The sequence below is a fragment of the Mycobacterium kyorinense genome (genome assembly GCF_002101735.1).
Taxonomy (GTDB): Bacteria; Actinomycetota; Actinomycetes; order Mycobacteriales; family Mycobacteriaceae; genus Mycobacterium; species Mycobacterium kyorinense.
This window is the reverse complement of record NZ_LQPE01000143.1, coordinates 80,597-100,397: the sequence shown is the minus strand read 5'-3', so window position 1 is coordinate 100,397 and position 19,801 is coordinate 80,597. Positions and strand designations below refer to the sequence as shown.

Genomic DNA, 19,801 nt, shown 5'->3' with positions numbered 1-19,801 from the left:
GGACTGAGGAGGAAGCGGGCAATCATGAGAGCCGGAACAGCGGGGACACCGGGCCGTGGCCGTGGCCGAGTGGATAAGAGGCGCGAAGGCATTCGGTCACCCACTCCTTGGCGAACGCGACCGCGTCCGGCACGGGGTAGCCGTGCGCCAGCGCGCACGCCGTCGCGGCGGCCAATGTGTCGCCGGCGCCGTGGTCGTGGATGGTGTCTACCCGGGGCGACTCGAACTCGTGAAAGTCGTTGCCGTCGAACAGCAAATCGACACTGCTGGACGACCCGTGCAGATGCCCGCCCTTGACCAGCGCCCACGTCGGCCCCAAGTCGTGCAGCGCGCGGGCCGCCTCACGCTGAGACTCGGCGTCAACGACCTCGATGTCCACCAGCAGCCGCACCTCGTGCAGGTTCGGCGTCACCAGCGTGGCCAACGGAAAGAGTTCGGCGCGAAGCGAATCCAGCCCGCCCGCATCCAGCAGCGGATCGCCGTGCATCGACGCGCACACCGGGTCCACCACCAGCGGCGCATCCGGGGCGTGGTCTCGCCACGCCGACGCGACGGCCTCGATGATCTCAGCGGACGCCAGCATGCCGGTCTTGGCCGCCTGAAACCCGATGTCGTGGCACACCACCTCGATCTGTGCGGCGATCACGTTACCGGGAACCTTGTGAAAACCCTTGACGCCCACCGAGTTCTGCACCGTCACCGCGGTCACCGCGCACAGCGCGTGCACGCCGAGCAGCGTGCAGGTGCGCACGTCGGCCTGGATGCCTGCGCCGCCGCCGGAATCCGATCCGGCGATGGCCAGCACCCGCAGCGGCGTCGTCCCCTGTGGCGCCAGCGGCAGGTATTTCACTGTGCGATCGGCAGATACACCCGATTGCCGTGCTCGGCGAACTCGGCCGACTTCTCCGCCATGGCGGCTTCGATGGCCTCCTCGCTGTCCAGGCCGTGCGCGGCGGCGTAGTCCCGGACATCCTGGGTGATGCGCATCGAGCAGAACTTCGGCCCGCACATCGAGCAGAAGTGCGCGGTCTTCGCCGGCTCGGCCGGCAGCGTCTCGTCGTGGAATTCCCGGGCGGTGTCCGGGTCCAGCGACAACGCGAACTGGTCGTTCCACCGGAATTCAAATCGAGCCGTGGACAGCGCGTCATCCCTTTCCTGGGCGCGCGGATGACCTTTCGCCAAATCGGCTGCGTGCGCGGCGATCTTGTAGGCGATCACGCCGTCCTTGACGTCTTTGCGGTCCGGCAACCCCAGATGCTCCTTGGGCGTCACGTAGCAGAGCATCGCGGTGCCGGCCTGCGCGATGATCGCCGCGCCGATCGCCGAGGTGATGTGGTCGTAGGCCGGCGCGATGTCGGTGGCCAGCGGGCCGAGCGTGTAGAACGGCGCCTCCTCGCACCACTCCTCTTCGAGCTTCACGTTCTCGACGATCTTGTGCATCGGGATGTGCCCCGGCCCTTCGATCATCACTTGCGCGCCACGGGCTTTCGCGATCTTGGTCAGCTCGCCCAGGGTGCGCAGCTCGGCGAACTGCGCGGCGTCGTTGGCGTCGGCGATCGAGCCGGGCCGCAGCCCGTCGCCCAGCGAGAACGTCACGTCGTAGCGGGCGAAGATGTCGGCCAGCTCCTCGAAGTGCGTGTACAGGAACGACTCTTGGTGATGGGCCAGACACCAGGCGGCCATGATCGACCCGCCGCGGCTCACGATGCCGGTGACCCGCTTGGCGGTCAGCGGCACGTAGCGCAGCAACACCCCGGCGTGCACAGTCATGTAGTCGACACCCTGCTCGCACTGCTCGATCACGGTGTCGCGGTAGATCTCCCACGTCAACTTGGTGGGATCGCCCTTGACCTTCTCCAGCGCCTGATAGATCGGCACGGTGCCGACCGGCACCGGCGAGTTCCGCAGGATCCATTCGCGGGTTTCGTGAATGTCCTTGCCGGTGGACAGATCCATGATCGTGTCGGCGCCCCAGCGGGTGGCCCACACCATCTTGTCGACCTCCTCGGCGATCGAGCTCGTCACCGCGGAGTTGCCGATGTTGGCGTTGACCTTCACCGCGAACGCCTTGCCGATGATCATCGGCTCGCTCTCGGGATGGTTGTGGTTGGCCGGAATCACCGCTCGGCCGCGGGCGACCTCGTCGCGCACCAATTCGGCGGGCATGCCCTCGCGGGCGGCGATGAACGCCATCTCCGCGGTGATCTCGCCGTTGCGGGCCCGCTGCAGCTGGGTGCCGCGGTCGCGCACCACACCGGGACGCGGCGGCAGCCCGCGGTGCACGTCGATGACGGCGTCCGGGTCGGTGTAGGGCCCGGAGGTGTCGTAGAGGTCGAAGTGCTCGCCGTTGGACAGGTTCACCCGGCGAAACGGCACCCGCGCGCCGTCGTCGAGCTCGCGGTAGATCTTGGTGCTGCCCGCGATCGGGCCGGTGGTCACGGACGGTTCGACTGTTGCAGTCATTTCCTCTCCCTACGCCGGCATTACCCGGTCAGGTTCATACGGTCGACGGCCCCCGAGCCGTCCTCTCAGCTCACTTGGGTGAGCTCCCGCGTGGATTGGTGGACCCTGCCCACGCTAGCGCAGCGCGGCCCCGCGGCCGGAACGAATTCGACCGCAATCATTTGTATAGCTAACATATGTGTTTCGTGGTGACCGAAATGACCCGGGCAGCCGACCCCGGCCGCCGGTTGCGCGTGCAGCGCGACCATCCGTTCTACAAGTGGGTCGCGCTGTCGAACACCACGCTGGGTGTCCTGCTGGCCACGATCAACTCGTCGATCGTGCTGATCTCGCTGCCCGCGATCTTCCGCGGCATCGGGCTGAACGCGCTGGACCCGGCCAACGTCAGCTACCTGCTGTGGATGCTGATGGGCTACCTGTTGGTGAGCGCGGTGCTGGTGGTGTTCTTCGGCCGGATCGGCGACATGTACGGCCGGGTGCGCGTCTACAACCTCGGGTTCCTGGTGTTCACCGCCGCCGCCGTCGCGTTGTCCATCGACCCGTTTTCGCTCAAAGCCGGCGCGCTGTGGCTGATCGGATGGCGGGTGGTGCAAGGCGTCGGCGGCGCGATGCTGATGGCGACCTCGTCGGCGATCCTGACCGACGCGTTCCCGGCCAACCAGCGCGGTATGGCGTTGGGCATCAACCAGGTTGCCGCGGTGGCCGGGTCGTTCATCGGTCTGCTGCTGGGCGGGCTGCTCTCGGAGTGGGACTGGCGCGCCATCTTCTGGGTCGGGGTGCCGATCGGGCTGGCGGGCACCATCTGGGCGATGCGCTCGCTGCACGAACTGGGCGACACCCGTCCGGCCAAACTGGACTGGACCGGCACCGTGACACTTGGCGTCGGGCTCACCGTGATTCTTACCGCCATCACCTACAGCATTCAGCCGCACGGTGATTCGGCCACCGGGTGGACCAACCCCTGGGTACTGGGCGCGCTGGTGTCAGGCGTGCTGGCAATGGCGGCGTTCTGCGTCATCGAGTTACGGGTGCCCAACCCGATGCTCGACATCCGGCTGTTTCGAATCACCGCATTCGGCACCGGCAACCTCGCCGGCCTGATGTCCGCGGTGGGCCGCGGCGGCCTGCAGTTCATGCTGATCATCTGGCTGCAGGGCATCTGGCTGCCGCTGCACGGCTACAGCTTCGAATCCACCCCGCTGTGGTCGGGCATCTACCTGCTGCCGATGACGGTGGGTTTCCTGGTGGCCGGTCCGCTGGCCGGTTCACTGGCCGACCGCCACGGCGCCAGGCCGTTCACCGTCGGCGGAATGCTGTTGATGGCAATCACTTTCGTGTTGCTGATGATGATCCCGGTCGACTTCAACTACTGGGTGTTCGCGGCGCTGGTCTTTCTCAACGGGTTCGGCGGCGGCATTTTCACCGCCCCCAACACCGCCGTGATCATGTCCAGCGTCCCGGCCGACCAGCGCGGGTCGGCGTCGGGCGTGCGGGCGACGTTCTTCAATGCGGGCACCTCGCTGTCGATCGGCGTGTTCTTCTCGCTGATGGTCATCGGCCTGGCCAACTCGCTGCCGGGCGCGATGAGCGCGGGGCTGCAGCAGCAGGGCGTGTCGGCGGCGGTGGCCCACCAGGCAGCGCAGACCCCACCGGTCGGCAGCCTGTTCGCGGCATTTTTGGGATACAACCCGATCGCCGAGTTGCTCGGACCGTCCGGCGCACTGTGGCAGCCCGGCGTGGCCGCCGACGTGCTGACCGGCCACACCTTCTTCCCGCTGCTGATGTCGGGGCCGTTGCACACCGGGCTGACGGTGGTATTCACCGCGGCGACGGTGATGATGCTGCTCGGCGCGTTGGCGTCGTTGGTGGCGCCGGGACACTACGCCGCCGAAGTGCCGGCCCCTGGCCGGTTCGACTCCCGGGTGGAATGATTTCTTACCGTGCAGCGGACTGCTAGAGCGGCCACGGGATACCCGCCGGGTGCCGAGGTGTACTCGAACGTCGGCACGTTCCGGTTCTGGTTCGTCGGTCAGCGCTGGGAGTGGTCCGACGAGGTGGCCCGGATGCACGGCTATGAACCCGGCTCGGTGCAGCCGACGACGGAATTGATGCTCTCGCACAAGCATCCGGACGACCGGGCCCACGTCCAAGACATTCTCGACCGCGCGCTGCACAGCGGGGGGTCGTTTTCCAGTCGGCACCGCTTCGTCGACACCGCCGGCACCGTGCACGACGCGATCGTGGTGGCCGATCGGATGACCGACGAGAGCGGCGCCGTGGTGGGCAACGCCGGCTACTACATCGACCTGACCGACACCTTCGCGGAGACCCGCCAGGAGATACTCGACGAAACACTGCCGGACCTCTTCGAGTCCCGGGCGGTGATCGAGCAGGCCAAGGGTGTCCTGATGGCCATCTACCGGGTCAGCGCCGAGCAGGCGTTCGGCGTGTTGCGGTGGCGATCGCAGGAGACCAACACCAAACTGCGCGTCCTGGCCAAGCAGTTGGTCGACGAAGTCCGCACCTTGCCACCGCCGTCGGAGAATGTCCAAAGCGAATTCGACCATCTGCTGCTGACGGTCCACCAGCGCGTATCCGCAGACTCCGGCACGTAGACGCACGGCCAGGCTAGGCTCGATTCCAGTTGGGCTGCAGAGGCGGCGGGTCGGCACCGCATTTCGTTTCCGCGCACACGTCGAAGCGGGTGAATGGATGGAATTGTTGGCGGTCGACTGTGAGGTTCTGCCGGAAGCAGTCGTCGTACACGTCAAGGGCGAAGTGGACTCCAGCACCGTCGGGGAGTTGATTACGGACCTCGGCGCCGCGCTACGCCAGGCCGCAACACATGTCGCGCGGCTGCTCGTCATCGATCTGCAGGCGCTGACCTACTTCGGCAGCGCCGGGCTGAACGCCGTGCTCGACTGCCACCGGCAAGGAGACGAGGCGGGCACGTCGGTGCGGCTGGTCGCCGACAACGACCTGGTGATCCGGCCGATCGAAGTGACCAACTTGGACAGCGTGCTGCAGATCTTCCCGACGCTGACCGACGCGCTGCAGGATCACCGTCCCCGACAGACGTGAGCGAGCACCTGCCGGCTGACCTCGCCGCGGCGGTCGGGCTCGGCGGCGAGTTGGGCCGGCTGTTCGCCGAATTCGACTGGGCTGCACACCCTTTGGGTCCGGCTCAGGATTGGCCCGCCGAAGTGCGTTCGGCGGTGGCGGTGGTGTTGACGTCGCGGTTTCCGATCGTGCTGTGGTTGGGCGCCGACGATCTGTTCCTGGTCTACAACGACGCCTACATCCAGATCCTGGGCGACAAGCATCCCGAGGCGCTGGGCCGGCCCGGCCGCGACGTGTGGTGGGACATCTGGGAACCGATCAGCCCGATGCTCGCCGGGGTCGTCGCCACCGGCGAGGCCACCTGGTCGCATGATCTGATGCTGCCGATGGTGACCGGCGGGCGGCGCCAGGAACGCTATTTCACGTTCACCTACAGCCCGCTGATCGGCCAGGACGGCACCATCTACGGCATCTTCTGCCCCTCGTTCGAAACCACCGAACGGGTGCTGAGCGAGCGTCGCCTGCACCTGCTCAACGCGGTGGCGTCGGCGACCATGGAAACCCGCACCATCGACGACGCCGTCGACGCCGCGGTTGCGGTGTGCGCCAGCCAGCCAGCGGACGTGCCGCTGGTCGCCGCATATGTCGAGGGGACCTTGCGCGGCGGGACACCGTCGGTGCTGCCGTTGCTGCCACGCACGCTGGCGGAGTTGACCGACTGGGATCCCACCCAGCGGTCGCGAGCCGAGCTGCACGTCGTCGACGGGGCGGTGTCGCTCATTCCCGGCCTCGACGAGGTGCTGGGCGGCGACTGCCCCGAGCAGATCCTGATGCTGCCGCTGGGTGAGGGCTCGACCGCGGGCGCGCTGGTGGTCGGCGTCAGCCCGCGCTGCCCGCTGGACACCCAATACCGCGGTTTTTGCCAACTGCTGGCCGACCAGTTGTCGTCGGCGCTGGCGTCGGCGGTTTCCTACGAGCAGGAGCGCCGGCGGGCCGACGCGCTCGCCGAACTGGACCGCGCCAAGACCGCGTTTTTGACCAATGTCAGCCACGAATTCCGCACCCCGCTGACCCTGCTGATGGGTCCGCTCGACGACGCGCTGGCCGACACCGGGCCGGACACGCTGCTGGCGCAGCGGCTGCGCACCGCGCGGCGCAACGCGGGCCGGCTGCTGCGGCTGGTCGACTCGCTGCTGGACTTCTCCCGGATCGAAGCGGGCCGGGCCACCGCCGATTTGGTGTGCACCGATGTCGGTGCGCTGACGGCACACATCGCGTCGTCGTTCACCGAACTGTGCCAGCGGGCCGGGCTCGAGCTGGTGCTCGACTGCCGACCGGCGCTGGCCGACGTCGACCCCGCGATGTGGGAAACGATCATGCTCAACCTGCTGTCCAACGCGGTCAAGTACACTTTACAAGGCTCGATAACCGTTGTGACGCACTGTGATTCGGGCAAGTGCCGGATCGGCATCGCCGACACCGGCGTGGGCATCAGCGTCGACGACCTCAACCGGCTGGGCGAACGCTTCTTTCGTGCCGACTCCGCCCGCGGCCGCAGCGTGGAGGGCACCGGGATCGGGCTGTCGCTGGTGCGCGGTCTGGTCGAGCTGCAGCACGGGACCGTGCACATCGACAGCGAACTCGACCGCGGCACCACCGTCACTATCGTGCTGCCGCAATCCGCCGGCGGCACACCGGTCCAACATTCGCCGGCGGGGCTGCTGGACAACCCGTACGTCGTCGAGGCGGGCCAGTGGCTGGCCCCCGTGACGGCGTCGCCGCGCGATCGCGACGACGACCGCGAACTCGTGCTGATCGCCGACGACAACGCCGACATGCGGGCCCATCTGGAGCGGATCATCTCCGCACACTGGCGAACCGTGCTCGTCGCCGACGGCGAGGCGGCCCTGCGAACCACCCGCGAGCTTCGCCCGGACGCGGTGGTGACCGACGTGATGATGCCGCGGCTCGACGGGTTCGACTTCGTCGCCGCCATCCGCGCCGACCCGGAACTGGCCGGCACCCCGATCCTGATGCTGTCCGCGCGGGCCGGCGCCGAAGCCGTCAGCGAAGGCTATGCCGGCGGCGCCGACGACTACCTGCCCAAGCCGTTTCGCTCCCAAGAGCTGATCGACCGGCTCTCCGCGCGGTTGTCCGCAGCCGCCCGCGAACGTCGTTCTGCCGCAACGGAACACCTCGATACCGCGCTGCAGGCGATCGAGTCGGTCCCCGGCATCCTGCCGGCGCTGCTGCATTCCGCGGCGGACGCGGTGGGGGACGCCTCGGCGGTGGCGATCGGCGTCCTCGACACCGAGGAGGACACCATCCGCGTCGACTACGCCGGCGCGGTGCCCACCGAATTGCGGGACCGCTACCACGTTGTCGGCCTGGACGCGCCGCTGGCGTTGGTCGACGTCGTGAAAACCGGTGAGCCGGCGGTGATTACCGATACCTTCCAGCTGCCGCCGCGCTACCAGCACGCCGTGCAGGACGTGGCAAACGTCGCTCGCGCCCTGGTCATCCATCCGCTGCGCGGCGAGACCGGGCGGGTGATCGGTGCGCTGATGCTGGTGTGGCCGGCGCCCCGCACGTTCGACGACGACGAGCTCGACATGTTCGCGCGCACCGCGCAGATCACCCAGTCTGCGGTCGACCGGATCCGCAACATGGCCCACGAGCACCGGATCGCCGTCGACTTCCAGGAGCATCTGCTCGACCTGCACCGCGGAAGCACCGCCGCCGTCGTCGCCGCCACGTACCAGCCCGCCGGCGAGGCCCTGCGCGTCGGCGGCGATTGGTATCTGGTGACCCCGCTCGACCGCCCCGGGCAGCTCGCAATCTCGGTCGGCGACGTCGTCGGCCACGGCCTGCCCGCCGCGATCGTGATGAGCCGGCTGCGGGCCGCGATAGCCGCCACCGCCCTCACCGACTCCGATCCGGCCGCGGTGCTCACCGCGCTGGACCGCTACGCGTCGACGGTCCGGGGCGCGCGCTGCGCGACGGTGGCCTACGCGCTCGTCGATGTCGGCGACTACGCGGCGAGCATCAGTTACGCGTGCGCCGGCCACCCCTACCCGTTGCTGGTCGCGCCCGGAACGGAGCCGGTGTTCCTGCAGTCCGGCCGCCGCCCGCCGGTGGGCGTGTGGGACAACCAGGCCACCCACGACGCCGCGCGAACCGAGTTGCCGCCGGGAAGCCTGGTCCTGCTCTACACCGACGGGCTGATCGAGCGGCCCGGCGAGGCCCTCGACCGGGGATTCGCGCGACTGCAGGCCGCAGCCGCGGACTGTGCCGACCTGCCGGTGGGGGACATCTGCGCGGTGCTGCTCGACCGGATGCGCCCACCCGGCGGCTACACCGACGACGTGGCAGTGCTGGCGCTGCGGCCCAGCCACGCCGCCGCGCGCAGCTTCGCCGCCGTGATACCCGCCGACGTGGCCCACATCGCCGACGCCCGGCACCGGATGCGCCGCTGGGTGAGCCGCATCGTGGCGGACCCGACCCGTGTCACCGACATCCTGCTGGCCACCGGCGAGGCGGTCACCAACGCGATCGAACACGGCAGCCGCGAGGACCGCGCCGGCACGGTGTCCATCGAGGCGTTTGTGCGGGGCGGCAGTGTGGCCGTGACCGTCAGCGACGCCGGCCGGTGGTCAGGGGATTCGTCGGCCAGCCTGCGCAGCCTGCAACGCGGGCGCGGCCTCACGCTGATCAACGGGCTCGCCGACCACGTCCAGACTGAGCGCACCGCTGCGGGCACCCGGATCAGCCTGCGGTTCGACCACGCGGTGGGTCAGACCTCTTCCATGGCCTGACCGAGTTCCTCGAGCAACTTGTTGTGGTGGTTGCTGGCCAGGATGTGGCCCGCGGCGATCACCAGCGCCACCGGCCAGTCGATCAGCTCGAAGGCGGCCAGCGCGGCCAACCCGCCGTAGTAGGCCAGCTGCTCGGGCCGCGGAACTTCGACCCGGCCCACGACCGGCAGGTTCACGAAGAACGTCTCACCTTCGCGGATGTGGTCGACGGCCTCGCGCTGGGAGGTGCCGCGGCGCGTCTTCTTTTCCACCATCATTTGCCTTTCTGAAACGTTGGGTTTGCCGCTGGGCCGGGTGCCGCCGTCACTGTCGGAGGTATGTCGACGACCGATGCTCTGGCCGATCCGCTAGCTTGCGCGCTCGCTGTCGCGTTGACGGTTCCGGTGATCGAGTTGTACGCGGTGCTGTGGCGGGCCGGTGTTCTGGAGGTTGTTCCGGCTGATCAGAGTCCGAGCGCTGGCCGAACAGCAGGCGGGGCGCGGCGGCCACCGCGGCGGTTGCCACCGCGGCTGATCCCAGTCCCTGCGCCCAGCCGATCGGTCCGAGAGGTGTACAGCCGAGCAGCTGGCTGACTCCCGGGATGCTGATCAGCGTCCCCATCGCGACCAGCGAGCCGCCCGCGGTGAGCACGACCAGCGGGGCGTGCGAATCGAGCAGGGTCTGGCCCAGCTGGGCGGACACCAGCGCGACCAGCGCCACCGTCGACGCACGGCGCGGCCGCCCGGTGACCCCCGCCATCGCCCACGCCGCCGTTGCGGCCGCCGCCGTTGTCGTCCCGCGGATCGCAACCGCGCGCCACAGCGCCTGCTGATCGGGCCCGCGTGCGTCGCGGTTACCCGAGCCGGTCGTCTGGCTGACGGCCAGCGCCGCCGCCGGCAGCGCGTCGGTGAGCATGTTCACCAGCAGCAGCTGGCGGGTGTCCAGCGGCGAACTGCCGGTCAGCGCGCTGCCGATGATCGCGAAGCCGACCTCGCCGGCGTTGCCGCCCAGCAGCACCGACACCGCCGCCTGCACGCGGCGCCACAGTTCGCGGCCTTCCTCGATCGCGTTCAGCAGGGCCTCGATCCGGCCGTCGACCAGCACCACGTCGGCCGCGACGCTGGCCGGGTCGCTGCCGCGAGCGACCACGGCGATGCCGACGGTGGCGGCCCGGATCGCGGCGGCGTCGTTGGAGCCGTCGCCGACCATCGCGCACACCTTGCCGGTGCGTTCCAGCGTCTGGACGATCTGCACCTTGTTCTCCGGCGACATCCGGGCGAAGATCACCCGCTCGGCGACCGCGCGCTCCTGGTCCTTGCGGGACAACTCGTCCCACTCCGCGCCGGTGATGACCTGCTCCGGTGTCACCGGCATGCCCAGCTCCGCGGCGATCGCGGTGGCGGTAATCGGGTGGTCGCCGGTGATCAGCCGGATGGCCGTGTTGCGTTCGGCCAGATCGGCCAGCAGGCCGGGCGCCTGGGCCCGCGGCGTGTCGGACAGCCCGAGGAATCCGGTCAGCGACAAGCCGTCGCGGCACAGGTCGTCGATGGCGTCCTCGTCGTCCTGGACCGCCCGGGCCTGCTCGGCGGTCAGCTGCCGGCGTGCCACCGCGATCACCCGCAGCCCTTCGCCGGCCAGGCCACGCACGGTGCGGTCCATGTCGGCCGCGCCGTTCTGGCAGGCGCGCAGCACCACTTCCGGGGCGCCCTTGACGGTGAGCAGGTCGCCGGACACCGAGGCCGAGAAGGACCGGCCGGACCGGAACGGCAGATGGGCGTCGGGCTCGTCGGTGGGCGCCGAGCCGTTCACCGACTGCGCGGCCTCGATGATGGCGCGGTCGGTGGCGTGTACGTGCGGGTTGCCGTTGGCGGTGGGCGCGGCGTGCGCTGCAGAGTGCAGCACGTCTTCGCGCGAGTGGCCCGCCACGGGATGCACCTGCGACACCCGCAGCCGGTTCTCGGACAGCGTGCCGGTCTTGTCGAAGCACACCACGTCGACGCGGCCGAGCGCCTCCACCGACCGCGGAATGCGTACCAGCGCACCGTAATTGGTCAGCCGCCGGGCCGACGCCGCCTGGGCGAGGGTGGCCACCAGCGGCATCCCTTCGGGCACGGCCGCCACGGTGACGGCGATGCCGCTGGCCACTGCCTGGCGTAACCCCTTGCGGCGCAACATCCCCAGCGCGCTGACAAGGACGCCGCCGGCCATGCTGACCGGGAAGGCGCGGTTGGTGAGCTGGCTGAGCTGGTGTTGCAGCCCGACGTCGGGCAGCTCACCGGACGCGAGCTCGGCGGCGCGTCGCGCCTGGGTGTCGGCGCCGACGGCGGTCACCACCGCCAGCGCGGTGCCGGCCACGACGGTGGTCCCGGCGAACACCATGCAGCGACGGTCGGCCAGCTCCACGCCCGGAGTCGGCTCGGTTTGCTTTTCAACCGGTAGCGACTCGCCGGTGAGCGTGGACTCGTCGACCTCGAGGTCTTCTTCCTCGATCAGCCGGGCGTCGGCGGGCACCACCTCGTGGGTGCGCACCTCGATCACGTCGCCTGGGCGCAGTTGCGCCGCTTTGACATTGACGTAGCCGTCGGCGGTGACCTTGCGGGCCGGGGGAATCTGCAAGGCCAGCAACTGGTTCAGCCGGCTCTCGGCCCGCAGCCGCTGGCTGGCGGCGAGCACCGCGTTTCCGGTGAGCACAGAGCCCACCAGCACCGCGTCCACCGGCGAGCCCAGCACCGCGCTGGCCGCCGAGCCGAGCGCGAGGACCGGGGTCAGCGGGTCGGACAACTCGGCGCGCACCGCCTTGACGAAATTCCAGACCGCGCGGCCCGGCCGTGCGGTGATCTCGGCGCCGCGTTGAGCGGTGGCGACGGCGCGGCTTGGCTTGGCGACGTCGGGCTCGGCGGGCGGCGGCAACTCGCGGCGGACCTGTTCGACGGTCATCGCGTGCCACTCCTGGACCGGAGCCGGCCGCGGTGTGGCCGCGTTGACCACCCCGCGCGCCAGCCAGTAGCCGGACAGCAGGCCGGCCGCCGCGCCGGTGGTCACCGGGCCCGGCCCGCGGCCCCGGACCCCGGGAAGCATCAGTAGCGCGCCCAAAGCCGAAGCGCCAGTGGATATTTCGATGCCGCGGCGGGTGGCGGACTTGGCCGCCGGCAGCGCGTGCAGCACCCGCCAGACGCCGGCCAGGTCGGGCAGCAGCAGATCGGCGTACCACGGCGGCGGCTGGGTGTCGTCGCGCGGGATGAGGCCCAGCGCGACGTCGGCCGACGACAGCGCTTGCGCGGCGGCGGACGACAGCACTGCCACGGTGTGACCGTCGCGCTGCAGGTGCGCCAGGGCGTCGGCGAGCGCGTCGTCAAGGGATCCGACATCCAGCGGCCGGACTTCGTCGAACGCGGGCCGCAGTTCGCCGAGCGCGTCGGTGTCGACGGAGATCAGGTCCACGCCGCAGCGGCGCGCCTCGGCCATCACCGCCGGGGCCAGTGGGTCGTGGGTGGGACAGATCAGCGCTTCGACTCGGCGTCCCCGCCCCCCGGGCACCCGGTGCCAGCCGAGGCCCGCATCGGCGTCGTCGAGCAGCGACTGGGCGCGCTCCCACGCCTCGGCGAGTTCGTCGTCGCGGGCGCCGCGAACGCGTACCACGCGCAGTTTGTCGGTGCACAACACCCGGGGGTCGACGAGCAGCGCGTCCACCTGGTCGAGCCGGCGCAGGCTGTGCGGGCGCAATGGCAGCACCCCGTGCCGCTCGGAGAGCCCCTGGCCGAGCGCCGCGGCGAACGACTCCCGGGTGGTACGCAGCGCCTTGGGTGCGGTCACCAACGCCGCCGTGCCGGCCATGTTGACGCTGCGGGCGGCGGCGCCGACGACGCCTGCCCCGACGGCCTGCGCCAGCGCGACCCGCTGGGCATGACGCTCGGCGGCTCCCGGCGGCACGGGCACCGGCCGCGACGGCAGATAGACGTCGTCGTTGTCGGCGTGGACGGCCAGCCTCGGCTCGTGCCGGCGCCAGGCTTGTGCCTCGGCGCGGCACTCGGCGGCCTTGACGATTTCCATCATCAGGTCGACGGCCAGCGACGCCGGGGCGAGCGAAATGATGTGCGCGGCGGTCATCGCCAGCGTCAGGACGGTGTCGGTGGCCGGCTGGCCGATCCGCTCCTCCAGCAGCCGGCGCAGCCGCGGTTGGTAATCCACGGCCACCACGGCCGCCTCGACGGTGTCCGGCAGCCGCGGCCAGCGCAGCACCCGGCCGGCCAAGGCGGTACCCATTCCGGCGGCGGTGGCGCCGACCGCCACCGCCTTGGTGGCGATCAGCAGGCCGTCGCCGGGCAGCGGTTTCGGCCGTTCGCCGTTGGTGCGGCCGGTTTCGGCGGCATCGACCACCCGACACAGCTCCCGCAGCGACACGTGATCGCCGTCGAGCTCGACGACCAGCCGCGACAACGGACGGTTCAGCTTCGCCGAGACGACGCCCGGGCGGGCGGTGACCGCGTCGAGGACCACGCGTGCGAGTTCGTCGCCGCCCGGGCGGTCCAGGCCGCGCACCTCGATCCAGGCGCGGTTGTGTCCGCGCCAGCAATGCCGGGTTAGCGGCGGGCCGGGCAACTCGCCCGACACCGCTCTGACGGCTTCGCGAACCGGAATAGTGACCATGCTGGCGCCAACGGACGCTGTCGTGCTCAGGGTTTGAAAGCCCATGGCGACCGCGCGCAGCGGCATGGATCTTCGCACGAATTCGACGGTACTCAATCGCTCAACGGCGGCTACGCGATTGCGTGCTGCGCGACTGCCGCGCTGGCGCTTTCTTGGCCCGCGTCGTCGATCCGGTAGACTTCCTCGCCGGGGCCGACTTCTTGGCCGGGGCGGCAGTGGACTTCGCCGGGGCCGCCGTGTCGCGCTGGCGGTTCAGCTGCCGCAACACCAATGCGCCGCCGCCGACGGCGAGCAGAATCGGCCACTCGACCAGCCCGGTAACGCCCAGCGCACCCAATGCCACTGCGGCCGCAGGCAGCGAGTGGCTGCCGGAGTTGATTCCCTTTTGCACACCGGCCGCCGCACCGGTCACGGCTCCGACGGCGCCATTGACCGCGGCGCCGCCCACCGCGCCGGCGGCTGCCGTGGTGGCCGCGGCGGCGCGACCGACCGTTCGACTCGCCTTGCGCACCGCGCCGTCGATGGCACCCATGATTACTCCTTGACCGCTTGAGTTGTCGAACCCCGGTTCGCGACGGTTGTATACCCGCACGCCTGTGGAGTTCACCGAATCAATGAGATTCTGTTCAGCTTCATAAATGCTATGACCGGTGCAGGGCAAACGTACAGAGAACGCACAGCGGTCCGACAGCTGCCCGCCATTAGCGTCAATCTTCGCGTAAATCCACCAAAACCGGTGCGTGATCGCTGGGCGCTTTGCCTTTGCGCTCGTCGCGGACGATCTGCGCGCCGGTGACCCGGGCGGCCAGCGCGGGTGAGGCGAGAATGAAATCGATGCGCATGCCGCGTCCTTTGGGGAAGGCCAGCTGGGTGTAGTCCCAGTAGGTGTACACGCCGGGTCCGGGCGTGAAAGGCCGCACCACGTCGGCGAATTGAGCGTCGACGATCGCGTTGAACGCTTTGCGTTCCGCCTCGGAGACGTGTGTGCAGCCGCGGTAGTAGTCGACGCTCCAGACGTCGTCGTCGGTCGGGGCGATGTTCCAGTCGCCGACCAGCGCGATCTGCGCCGACGGGTCGTCGCGCAGCCAGCCTTCGGCCGTAACACGCAGCGCGGCAAGCCAATTGAGCTTGTAGGTGTAGTGCGGATCGCCCAGCGCGCGGCCGTTGGGCACATAGAGGCTCCACACCCGGATCCCGCCGCAGGTTGCGGCCAACGCGCGTGCTTCGGCCGCGGCGGCGGCCTCGGCTGCTGGGGGCGACCCGCTGCGCCCGGCCTCGCCGCGCTTGCGATCACCCCGCGGCTTGCTGCTCCAGCTCGGCTGGCCGTCGAAACCGACCTCGATGTCGTCGAGCCCGACCCGCGAGGCGATCGCGACACCGTTCCACTGGTTGAACCCGCAGTGCGCCACCTCGTAGCCGAGTTCGAAGAACGGCAGTGCCGGAAATTGGTCGTCGGCGCATTTGGTTTCCTGCATCGCCAGCACGTCGACGTCGGCGCGGCGCAGCCAATCGAGCACGCGGTCGAGGCGCGTGCGGATCGAGTTCACGTTCCAGGTGGCCAGCCGCATACTCAAAGCGTATGCGCGGCGAGGTAGCGGCCCCGGTGGTGCGTTGTGAAACCCAGCGATTCGACGACGCCGGCGGTGGCGTGGTCGTCGTCAAGCACCCGGACGTAACCGCGGGTGGCGCCGCGGGATGCGCCCCACGCCAGCAGCGCCTCACACAAGCGGTCGTCGGAAATCGCCGACAGGCCGACCCAGCGGGTGCCATCCGGGGCGTCGGTCACTGATGCCCGGCCCGCCGCGCGGTCGTGGGTTCCGAACGCCACCTCGCCGTCGAGGACTGCGGTCAGCACCTCGACGGGCTCTGCGCCGCGGTAGCAGCGCAGCCAGTGCTCGTCGGGGCTTGCCGCGAGATGGATTGCCGGGTCGGCATCGGCGGCGCTCACGTCACGCACCAGCACGCGGTGAGCGTGCTCACCGGCGTCGGGCAGCCGCAACAGCCGGTCGGGCAGCCTAAGTCTCGGTGTCAGCCCGCGTTGGATGTACCACTCCACGATCGCCGGGACGGCTCCGGTCGACGCTGAAACATCCAGCGGCACAGCGGAATTCACTTCGATACCGGCGCCGGGCGCGGCGCGCAGCAGCCAGCCGTCCAGCCACTGCTGTTCGAGGCCCGGCCAGGCCAGCGCGGCGGTGTGCTCGAGCGCGCGGATCTGCGAGGTGCGCACCGGCGCGTCGGTCAGGGCCCGCACCGCCACCGCGTCGTCGGGCGAAAACTCCACCACCTGCCCGCTTTTCGTGCGAACCCGCACCAGCGGCGCGACGGCCAGCAGATGCCCCACCGTGTCGGTCAGCGGCGGCACACTGCCGGCGGGTCTGCGGTAGCGAACCGTCACCCGGGTCCCGAGATCCGGCCACGAAACCATCAGTGCCCGAACGGGTCCGGCCCTTCGCCGGGTGTCCAGGACAGCCCGGGAACGCCCCAGCCGTGCGACTTGACGGCTCGTTTCGCGGCGCGGGCGTGCCGGCCGATCAACCGGTCCAGATACAGAAAGCCGTCCAGATGGCCCGTCTCGTGCTGCAGCATTCGGGCGAACAGCCCGGTGCCTTCGACGGTGACCGGGCTGCCGTCGGCGTCGAGCCCGCTGACCCGGGCCCATTTGGCGCGTCCGGTAGGAAACGATTCGCCCGGCACCGACAGACAACCCTCGTCGTCGTGATCCGGGTCGGGCATGGTCTCGGGAATCTCGGAAGTCTCCAGCACCGGGTTGACCACCACGCCGCGACGGCGCGCGGTCTGCCCGCGGTCGTCGGCGCAGTCGTAGACGAACACCCGCAGGCTCACGCCGATCTGGTTGGCGGCCAAGCCGACGCCGTACGCGGCGTCCATGGTGTCGTAGAGGGTGCTGATCAACTCCGGCAGATCGGTTGGCAGCGAACCGTCTGCGCCCACCGGCACCGGCTTGGTCGGTGTGTGCAGGACCGGATCTCCCACGATCCGAATGGGTACGACTGCCATGGTCGGCAAGCTTAAGCGGGCGACTCGCGGGCGAGGGTTACGGGTCAGCTGTTGGCGGCGTGGTTGAATATTCGCCGGAACAGCCAGCATTCGAGATTCGAAGGGTCTTGGGAAGGCTCAGAGGAGCGATATGGACAGCGCTGAGGCGCGGGCTAATCGATCGGGGGACGACTCTGAAATCGTTGATGGGCTGACCCGCCGCGAACACGACATTTTGGCGTTCGAACGCCAATGGTGGAAATACGCCGGTGCAAAAGAAGAAGCCATCAAAGAGTTGTTCTCGATGTCGGCGACGCGGTATTACCAGGTGCTCAATGCGCTGGTCGATCGTCCCGAGGCGCTGGCTGCCGATCCGATGCTGGTGAAGCGGCTGCGGCGGCTGCGCGCCAGCCGGCAAAAGGCGCGGGCCGCGCGGCGGCTCGGCTTCGAGGTCACCTGAGGCTTTCGCCGAGGTCCGAGCGCCTTTAGCTGTTCGGGCGTAGTCCTGGATACAGTGGGCTGAAATGAACGAACGCGTTCCGGACTCTTCCGGTCTACCCCTGCGGGCCATGGTGATGGTGCTGCTGTTTCTCGGCGTCATCTTCTTGCTGGTGGGATTCCAGGCCATGGGATCAAGCGGGCACTCCGACGACGACGATTCGGTGTCGACCGTGACGACGAGCACAATGCCGCCGAAGAAGTCGACGCCGGCCGCGGCGAAGGCCCAGGTGCGGGTCTACAACATCTCCGGCCAGGAGGGCGTCGCCGGGCGCACCGCCGACCAGCTCAAGGGCAAGGGTTACGACGTCCCCGAGGTCGGCAACCTGTCGTTGCCCGACGTCTCGACCACCACCGTGTACTTCAGCAACGCCCCCGGGGAGCGGGAGACCGCCGACGCGGTGGGCAAGTTGCTGGATGCTCCGGTCGAACCGCGGGTGCCCGAGGTGGCCGACCAGCCGCCCGGCGTCATCGTGGTGGTCGCGGGCTAGTCTTACCCCATGGTCAAGCCGTTTAGCCGCAAAGTCGTCGCCGCAACCGCCCTCGGAATGCTCGCCGCGCCCGTCGCACTGAGCGCCTGTTCGCCCAACCAGCCGCCGGCGACGTCGCCCGGGACCACGCCGTCGGTCTGGACCGGGACGCCGCCGCCGGCCAGCACGCCGCCCAAGGGCGGGCCGGGCCGACCGGAGAGCCTGACCACGCATTTGATGTCGCCCACCGGCGTGCAGGTCGCCACCGCGAAGTTCGAGTTCGACAACGGCTATGTGACCGTCACGATCCAGACCACCGGCTTGGGCCAGCTGTCCCCCGGTTTCCATGGCGTGCACATCCATTCGGTGGGCAAGTGCGAGCCCAATTCCGTCGCACCAACCGGTGGCGCGCCGGGCGACTTCCTCTCAGCGGGTGGCCATTACCAAGCTCCCGGGCATACCGGGGAGCCCGAAAGCGGTGACCTGACCTCGCTGCAGGTGCGCAAGGACGGCGCCGCGCTGCTGGTGACCACGACCGACGCGTTCACCAAGGAGGACCTGGTGTCCGGCGACGGCTCGGCGATCGTCATCCACGAGGGCGCCGACAACTTCGCCAACATTCCGCCGGACCGCTACACCCAAGTCAACGGCGCGCCCGGCCCCGACCAAACGACCATGGCCACCGGCGACGCCGGCAAGCGGGTGGCGTGCGGTGTCATTGGTTCCGGTTAGCCCGAAGGGCAACAGGGTAACCGAGCGTGTGGATTTCGCCGGCTCGCCAAGGCCGACGATCGGAGTGGAGTGGGAATTCGCGTTAGTCGACGCGCAGACCCGTGATCTGAGCAACGAAGCCGTCGAGGTCATGGGGGAGATCGGCGAAAACCCGCGTGTCCACAAGGAATTGCTGCGCAACACCGTCGAGATCGTCAGCGGGGTGTGCGAGTGCACCGCCGAGGCGATGGAGGATCTCCGCGAGACGCTGCGCACCGCGCGGCCCATCGTCCGGGACCGGGGCATGGAGCTGTTCTGTGCAGGAGCGCACCCGTTCGCGCAGTGGTCGGCTCAAAAGCTCACCGACGCACCGCGTTACGCCGAGCTGATCAAGCGCACCCAGTGGTGGGGGCGACAGATGCTGATCTGGGGTGTGCACGTGCACGTCGGGTTGTCCTCGGCGCACAAGGTGATGCCGATCATGTCGTCACTGCTCGACTACTACCCGCATCTGCTGGCGCTCTCGGCGTCGTCGCCGTGGTGGGGCGGTGAGGACACCGGATATCCGAGCAACCGGGCGATGATGTTCCAGCAGCTGCCCACCGCGGGGCTGCCATTTCAATTTCAGACCTGGGCCGAGTTCGAGAAGTTCGTACACGACCAGAAGAAGACCGGGATCATCGACGATATCGACGAAATCCGTTGGGACATCCGGCCTTCGCCGCACAATGGGACGCTGGAGGTGCGGATCTGCGACGGGGTGTCGAACCTGCGGGAGCTGGCCGCGTTGGTGGCGTTGACGCATTGCCTGGTGGTCGATTTGGATCGGCGGCTGGAAGCCGGTGAGACGCTGCCGACCATGCCGCCCTGGCATGTGCAGGAGAACAAGTGGCGGGCCGCCCGCTACGGCCTGGATGCGGTGATCATCCTCGACGCCGACAGCAACGAACGCCTGGTCACCGACCATCTGCCGGACGTGCTCAATCGCCTTGAGCCGGTGGCCAAGTCGCTGCACTGCGCCGACGAACTGGCCGCGGTGGCCGATATCCCCCGGCTGGGGGCGTCGTATCAACGGCAGCGCCGGGTGGCCGAGGAACACGACGGGGATTTGCGCGCTGTCGTCGACGCGCTTGTTGCCGAACTGGACATCTGATCGTG

General features: G+C 69.3%; 16 protein-coding genes, 1 pseudogene and 1 riboswitch. Of the genes and pseudogenes, 9 read left to right on the top strand and 8 right to left on the bottom strand.

The window, feature by feature from the left end; all coding sequences use genetic code 11:
• Positions 1-22: 22 nt before the first annotated feature.
• Positions 23-850 carry a bifunctional hydroxymethylpyrimidine kinase/phosphomethylpyrimidine kinase gene (gene thiD, locus AWC14_RS18965; RefSeq protein ID WP_045373849.1) on the bottom strand — a complete coding sequence of 276 codons (828 nt, stop codon included), beginning with the start codon at positions 848-850 and terminating at the stop codon, positions 23-25.
• Positions 847-2,463, bottom strand: coding sequence for a phosphomethylpyrimidine synthase ThiC (gene thiC / locus AWC14_RS18960; protein WP_045373847.1), 1,617 nt, complete (start codon positions 2,461-2,463; stop codon positions 847-849). The genes thiD and thiC overlap by 4 nt, the downstream gene beginning before the upstream one ends.
• A riboswitch (TPP riboswitch) is annotated at positions 2,453-2,563 on the bottom strand. Its footprint overlaps the gene before it by 11 nt.
• Positions 2,564-2,660: 97 nt before the next feature.
• Between thiC and AWC14_RS18955 the strand changes: the two genes are divergently transcribed.
• From AWC14_RS18955 to AWC14_RS18940, 4 genes are all read left to right on the top strand, one after another.
• Positions 2,661-4,394: an MFS transporter gene (locus AWC14_RS18955; protein WP_052425478.1), complete on the top strand. Its 1,734-nt coding sequence runs from the start codon at positions 2,661-2,663 to the stop codon at positions 4,392-4,394.
• Positions 4,395-4,451: 57 nt separating this feature from the next.
• Positions 4,452-5,078, top strand: coding sequence for a PAS and ANTAR domain-containing protein (locus AWC14_RS18950; RefSeq protein WP_428838988.1), 627 nt, complete (start codon positions 4,452-4,454; stop codon positions 5,076-5,078).
• A gap of 97 nt (positions 5,079-5,175) precedes the next feature.
• Positions 5,176-5,544, top strand: coding sequence for an STAS domain-containing protein (locus tag AWC14_RS18945; RefSeq protein ID WP_045373842.1), 369 nt, complete (start codon positions 5,176-5,178; stop codon positions 5,542-5,544).
• Positions 5,541-9,338, top strand: a complete 3,798-nt coding sequence (locus AWC14_RS18940) for a SpoIIE family protein phosphatase (RefSeq protein WP_057003140.1) — start codon at positions 5,541-5,543, stop codon at positions 9,336-9,338. Before AWC14_RS18945 ends, AWC14_RS18940 begins: the two co-directional genes overlap by 4 nt.
• Here the strand turns inward: AWC14_RS18940 and AWC14_RS18935 are convergent.
• Entirely contained in the window at positions 9,317-9,592 is a 276-nt protein-coding gene (locus AWC14_RS18935; RefSeq protein WP_099539561.1) for a hypothetical protein, read from the bottom strand. The two genes, AWC14_RS18940 and AWC14_RS18935, sit on opposite strands and share 22 nt — an antisense overlap.
• A 63-nt stretch (positions 9,593-9,655) precedes the next feature.
• On the opposite strand from AWC14_RS18935, the gene AWC14_RS30255 reads away from it, so the two are divergent.
• Positions 9,656-9,910 carry an Rv1535 domain-containing protein gene (locus AWC14_RS30255; protein WP_428838987.1) on the top strand — a complete coding sequence of 85 codons (255 nt, stop codon included), beginning with the start codon at positions 9,656-9,658 and terminating at the stop codon, positions 9,908-9,910.
• On the opposite strand, the pseudogene AWC14_RS30250 reads toward AWC14_RS30255, so the two are convergent.
• From AWC14_RS30250 to AWC14_RS18910, 5 genes and pseudogenes are all read right to left on the bottom strand, one after another.
• Positions 9,834-12,254 (bottom strand): annotated as a pseudogene (locus AWC14_RS30250) (cation-translocating P-type ATPase); the annotation flags it as partial. The gene AWC14_RS30255 and the pseudogene AWC14_RS30250 sit on opposite strands and share 77 nt — an antisense overlap.
• A 1,810-nt stretch (positions 12,255-14,064) precedes the next feature.
• Entirely contained in the window at positions 14,065-14,496 is a 432-nt protein-coding gene (locus AWC14_RS18925; protein WP_045373833.1) for a hypothetical protein, read from the bottom strand.
• Positions 14,497-14,671: 175 nt separating this feature from the next.
• A complete protein-coding gene (locus AWC14_RS18920; RefSeq protein WP_045373830.1) occupies positions 14,672-15,532 on the bottom strand; it encodes an exodeoxyribonuclease III in 861 nt (286 codons plus the stop codon).
• 2 nt (positions 15,533-15,534) lie between these two features.
• Positions 15,535-16,392, bottom strand: a complete 858-nt coding sequence (locus AWC14_RS18915; RefSeq protein ID WP_045373828.1) for an N-acetylglutamate synthase, CG3035 family — start codon at positions 16,390-16,392, stop codon at positions 15,535-15,537.
• Positions 16,392-16,985 carry a peptide deformylase gene (locus AWC14_RS18910; RefSeq protein WP_045373826.1) on the bottom strand — a complete coding sequence of 198 codons (594 nt, stop codon included), beginning with the start codon at positions 16,983-16,985 and terminating at the stop codon, positions 16,392-16,394. Before AWC14_RS18910 ends, AWC14_RS18915 begins: the two co-directional genes overlap by 1 nt.
• Positions 16,986-17,115: 130 nt before the next feature.
• Between AWC14_RS18910 and napA the strand changes: the two genes are divergently transcribed.
• The 4 genes from napA (at position 17,116) to AWC14_RS18890 (ending at position 19,796) form a co-directional block, all read left to right on the top strand.
• Positions 17,116-17,424, top strand: a complete 309-nt coding sequence (gene napA / locus AWC14_RS18905) for a nucleoid-associated protein NapA (protein WP_045373824.1) — start codon at positions 17,116-17,118, stop codon at positions 17,422-17,424.
• Positions 17,425-17,488: 64 nt separating this feature from the next.
• A complete protein-coding gene (locus tag AWC14_RS18900) occupies positions 17,489-17,953 on the top strand; it encodes a LytR C-terminal domain-containing protein (RefSeq protein WP_045373822.1) in 465 nt (154 codons plus the stop codon).
• Positions 17,954-18,010: 57 nt separating this feature from the next.
• The gene (sodC, locus tag AWC14_RS18895; RefSeq protein WP_162267180.1) at positions 18,011-18,664 is read left to right on the top strand and encodes a superoxide dismutase[Cu-Zn]; all 654 of its coding nucleotides are present in this window, start codon (positions 18,011-18,013) and stop codon (positions 18,662-18,664) included.
• The gene (locus tag AWC14_RS18890) at positions 18,645-19,796 is read left to right on the top strand and encodes a glutamate--cysteine ligase (RefSeq protein ID WP_081967971.1); all 1,152 of its coding nucleotides are present in this window, start codon (positions 18,645-18,647) and stop codon (positions 19,794-19,796) included. The genes sodC and AWC14_RS18890 overlap by 20 nt, the downstream gene beginning before the upstream one ends.
• Positions 19,797-19,801 lie beyond the last annotated feature (5 nt).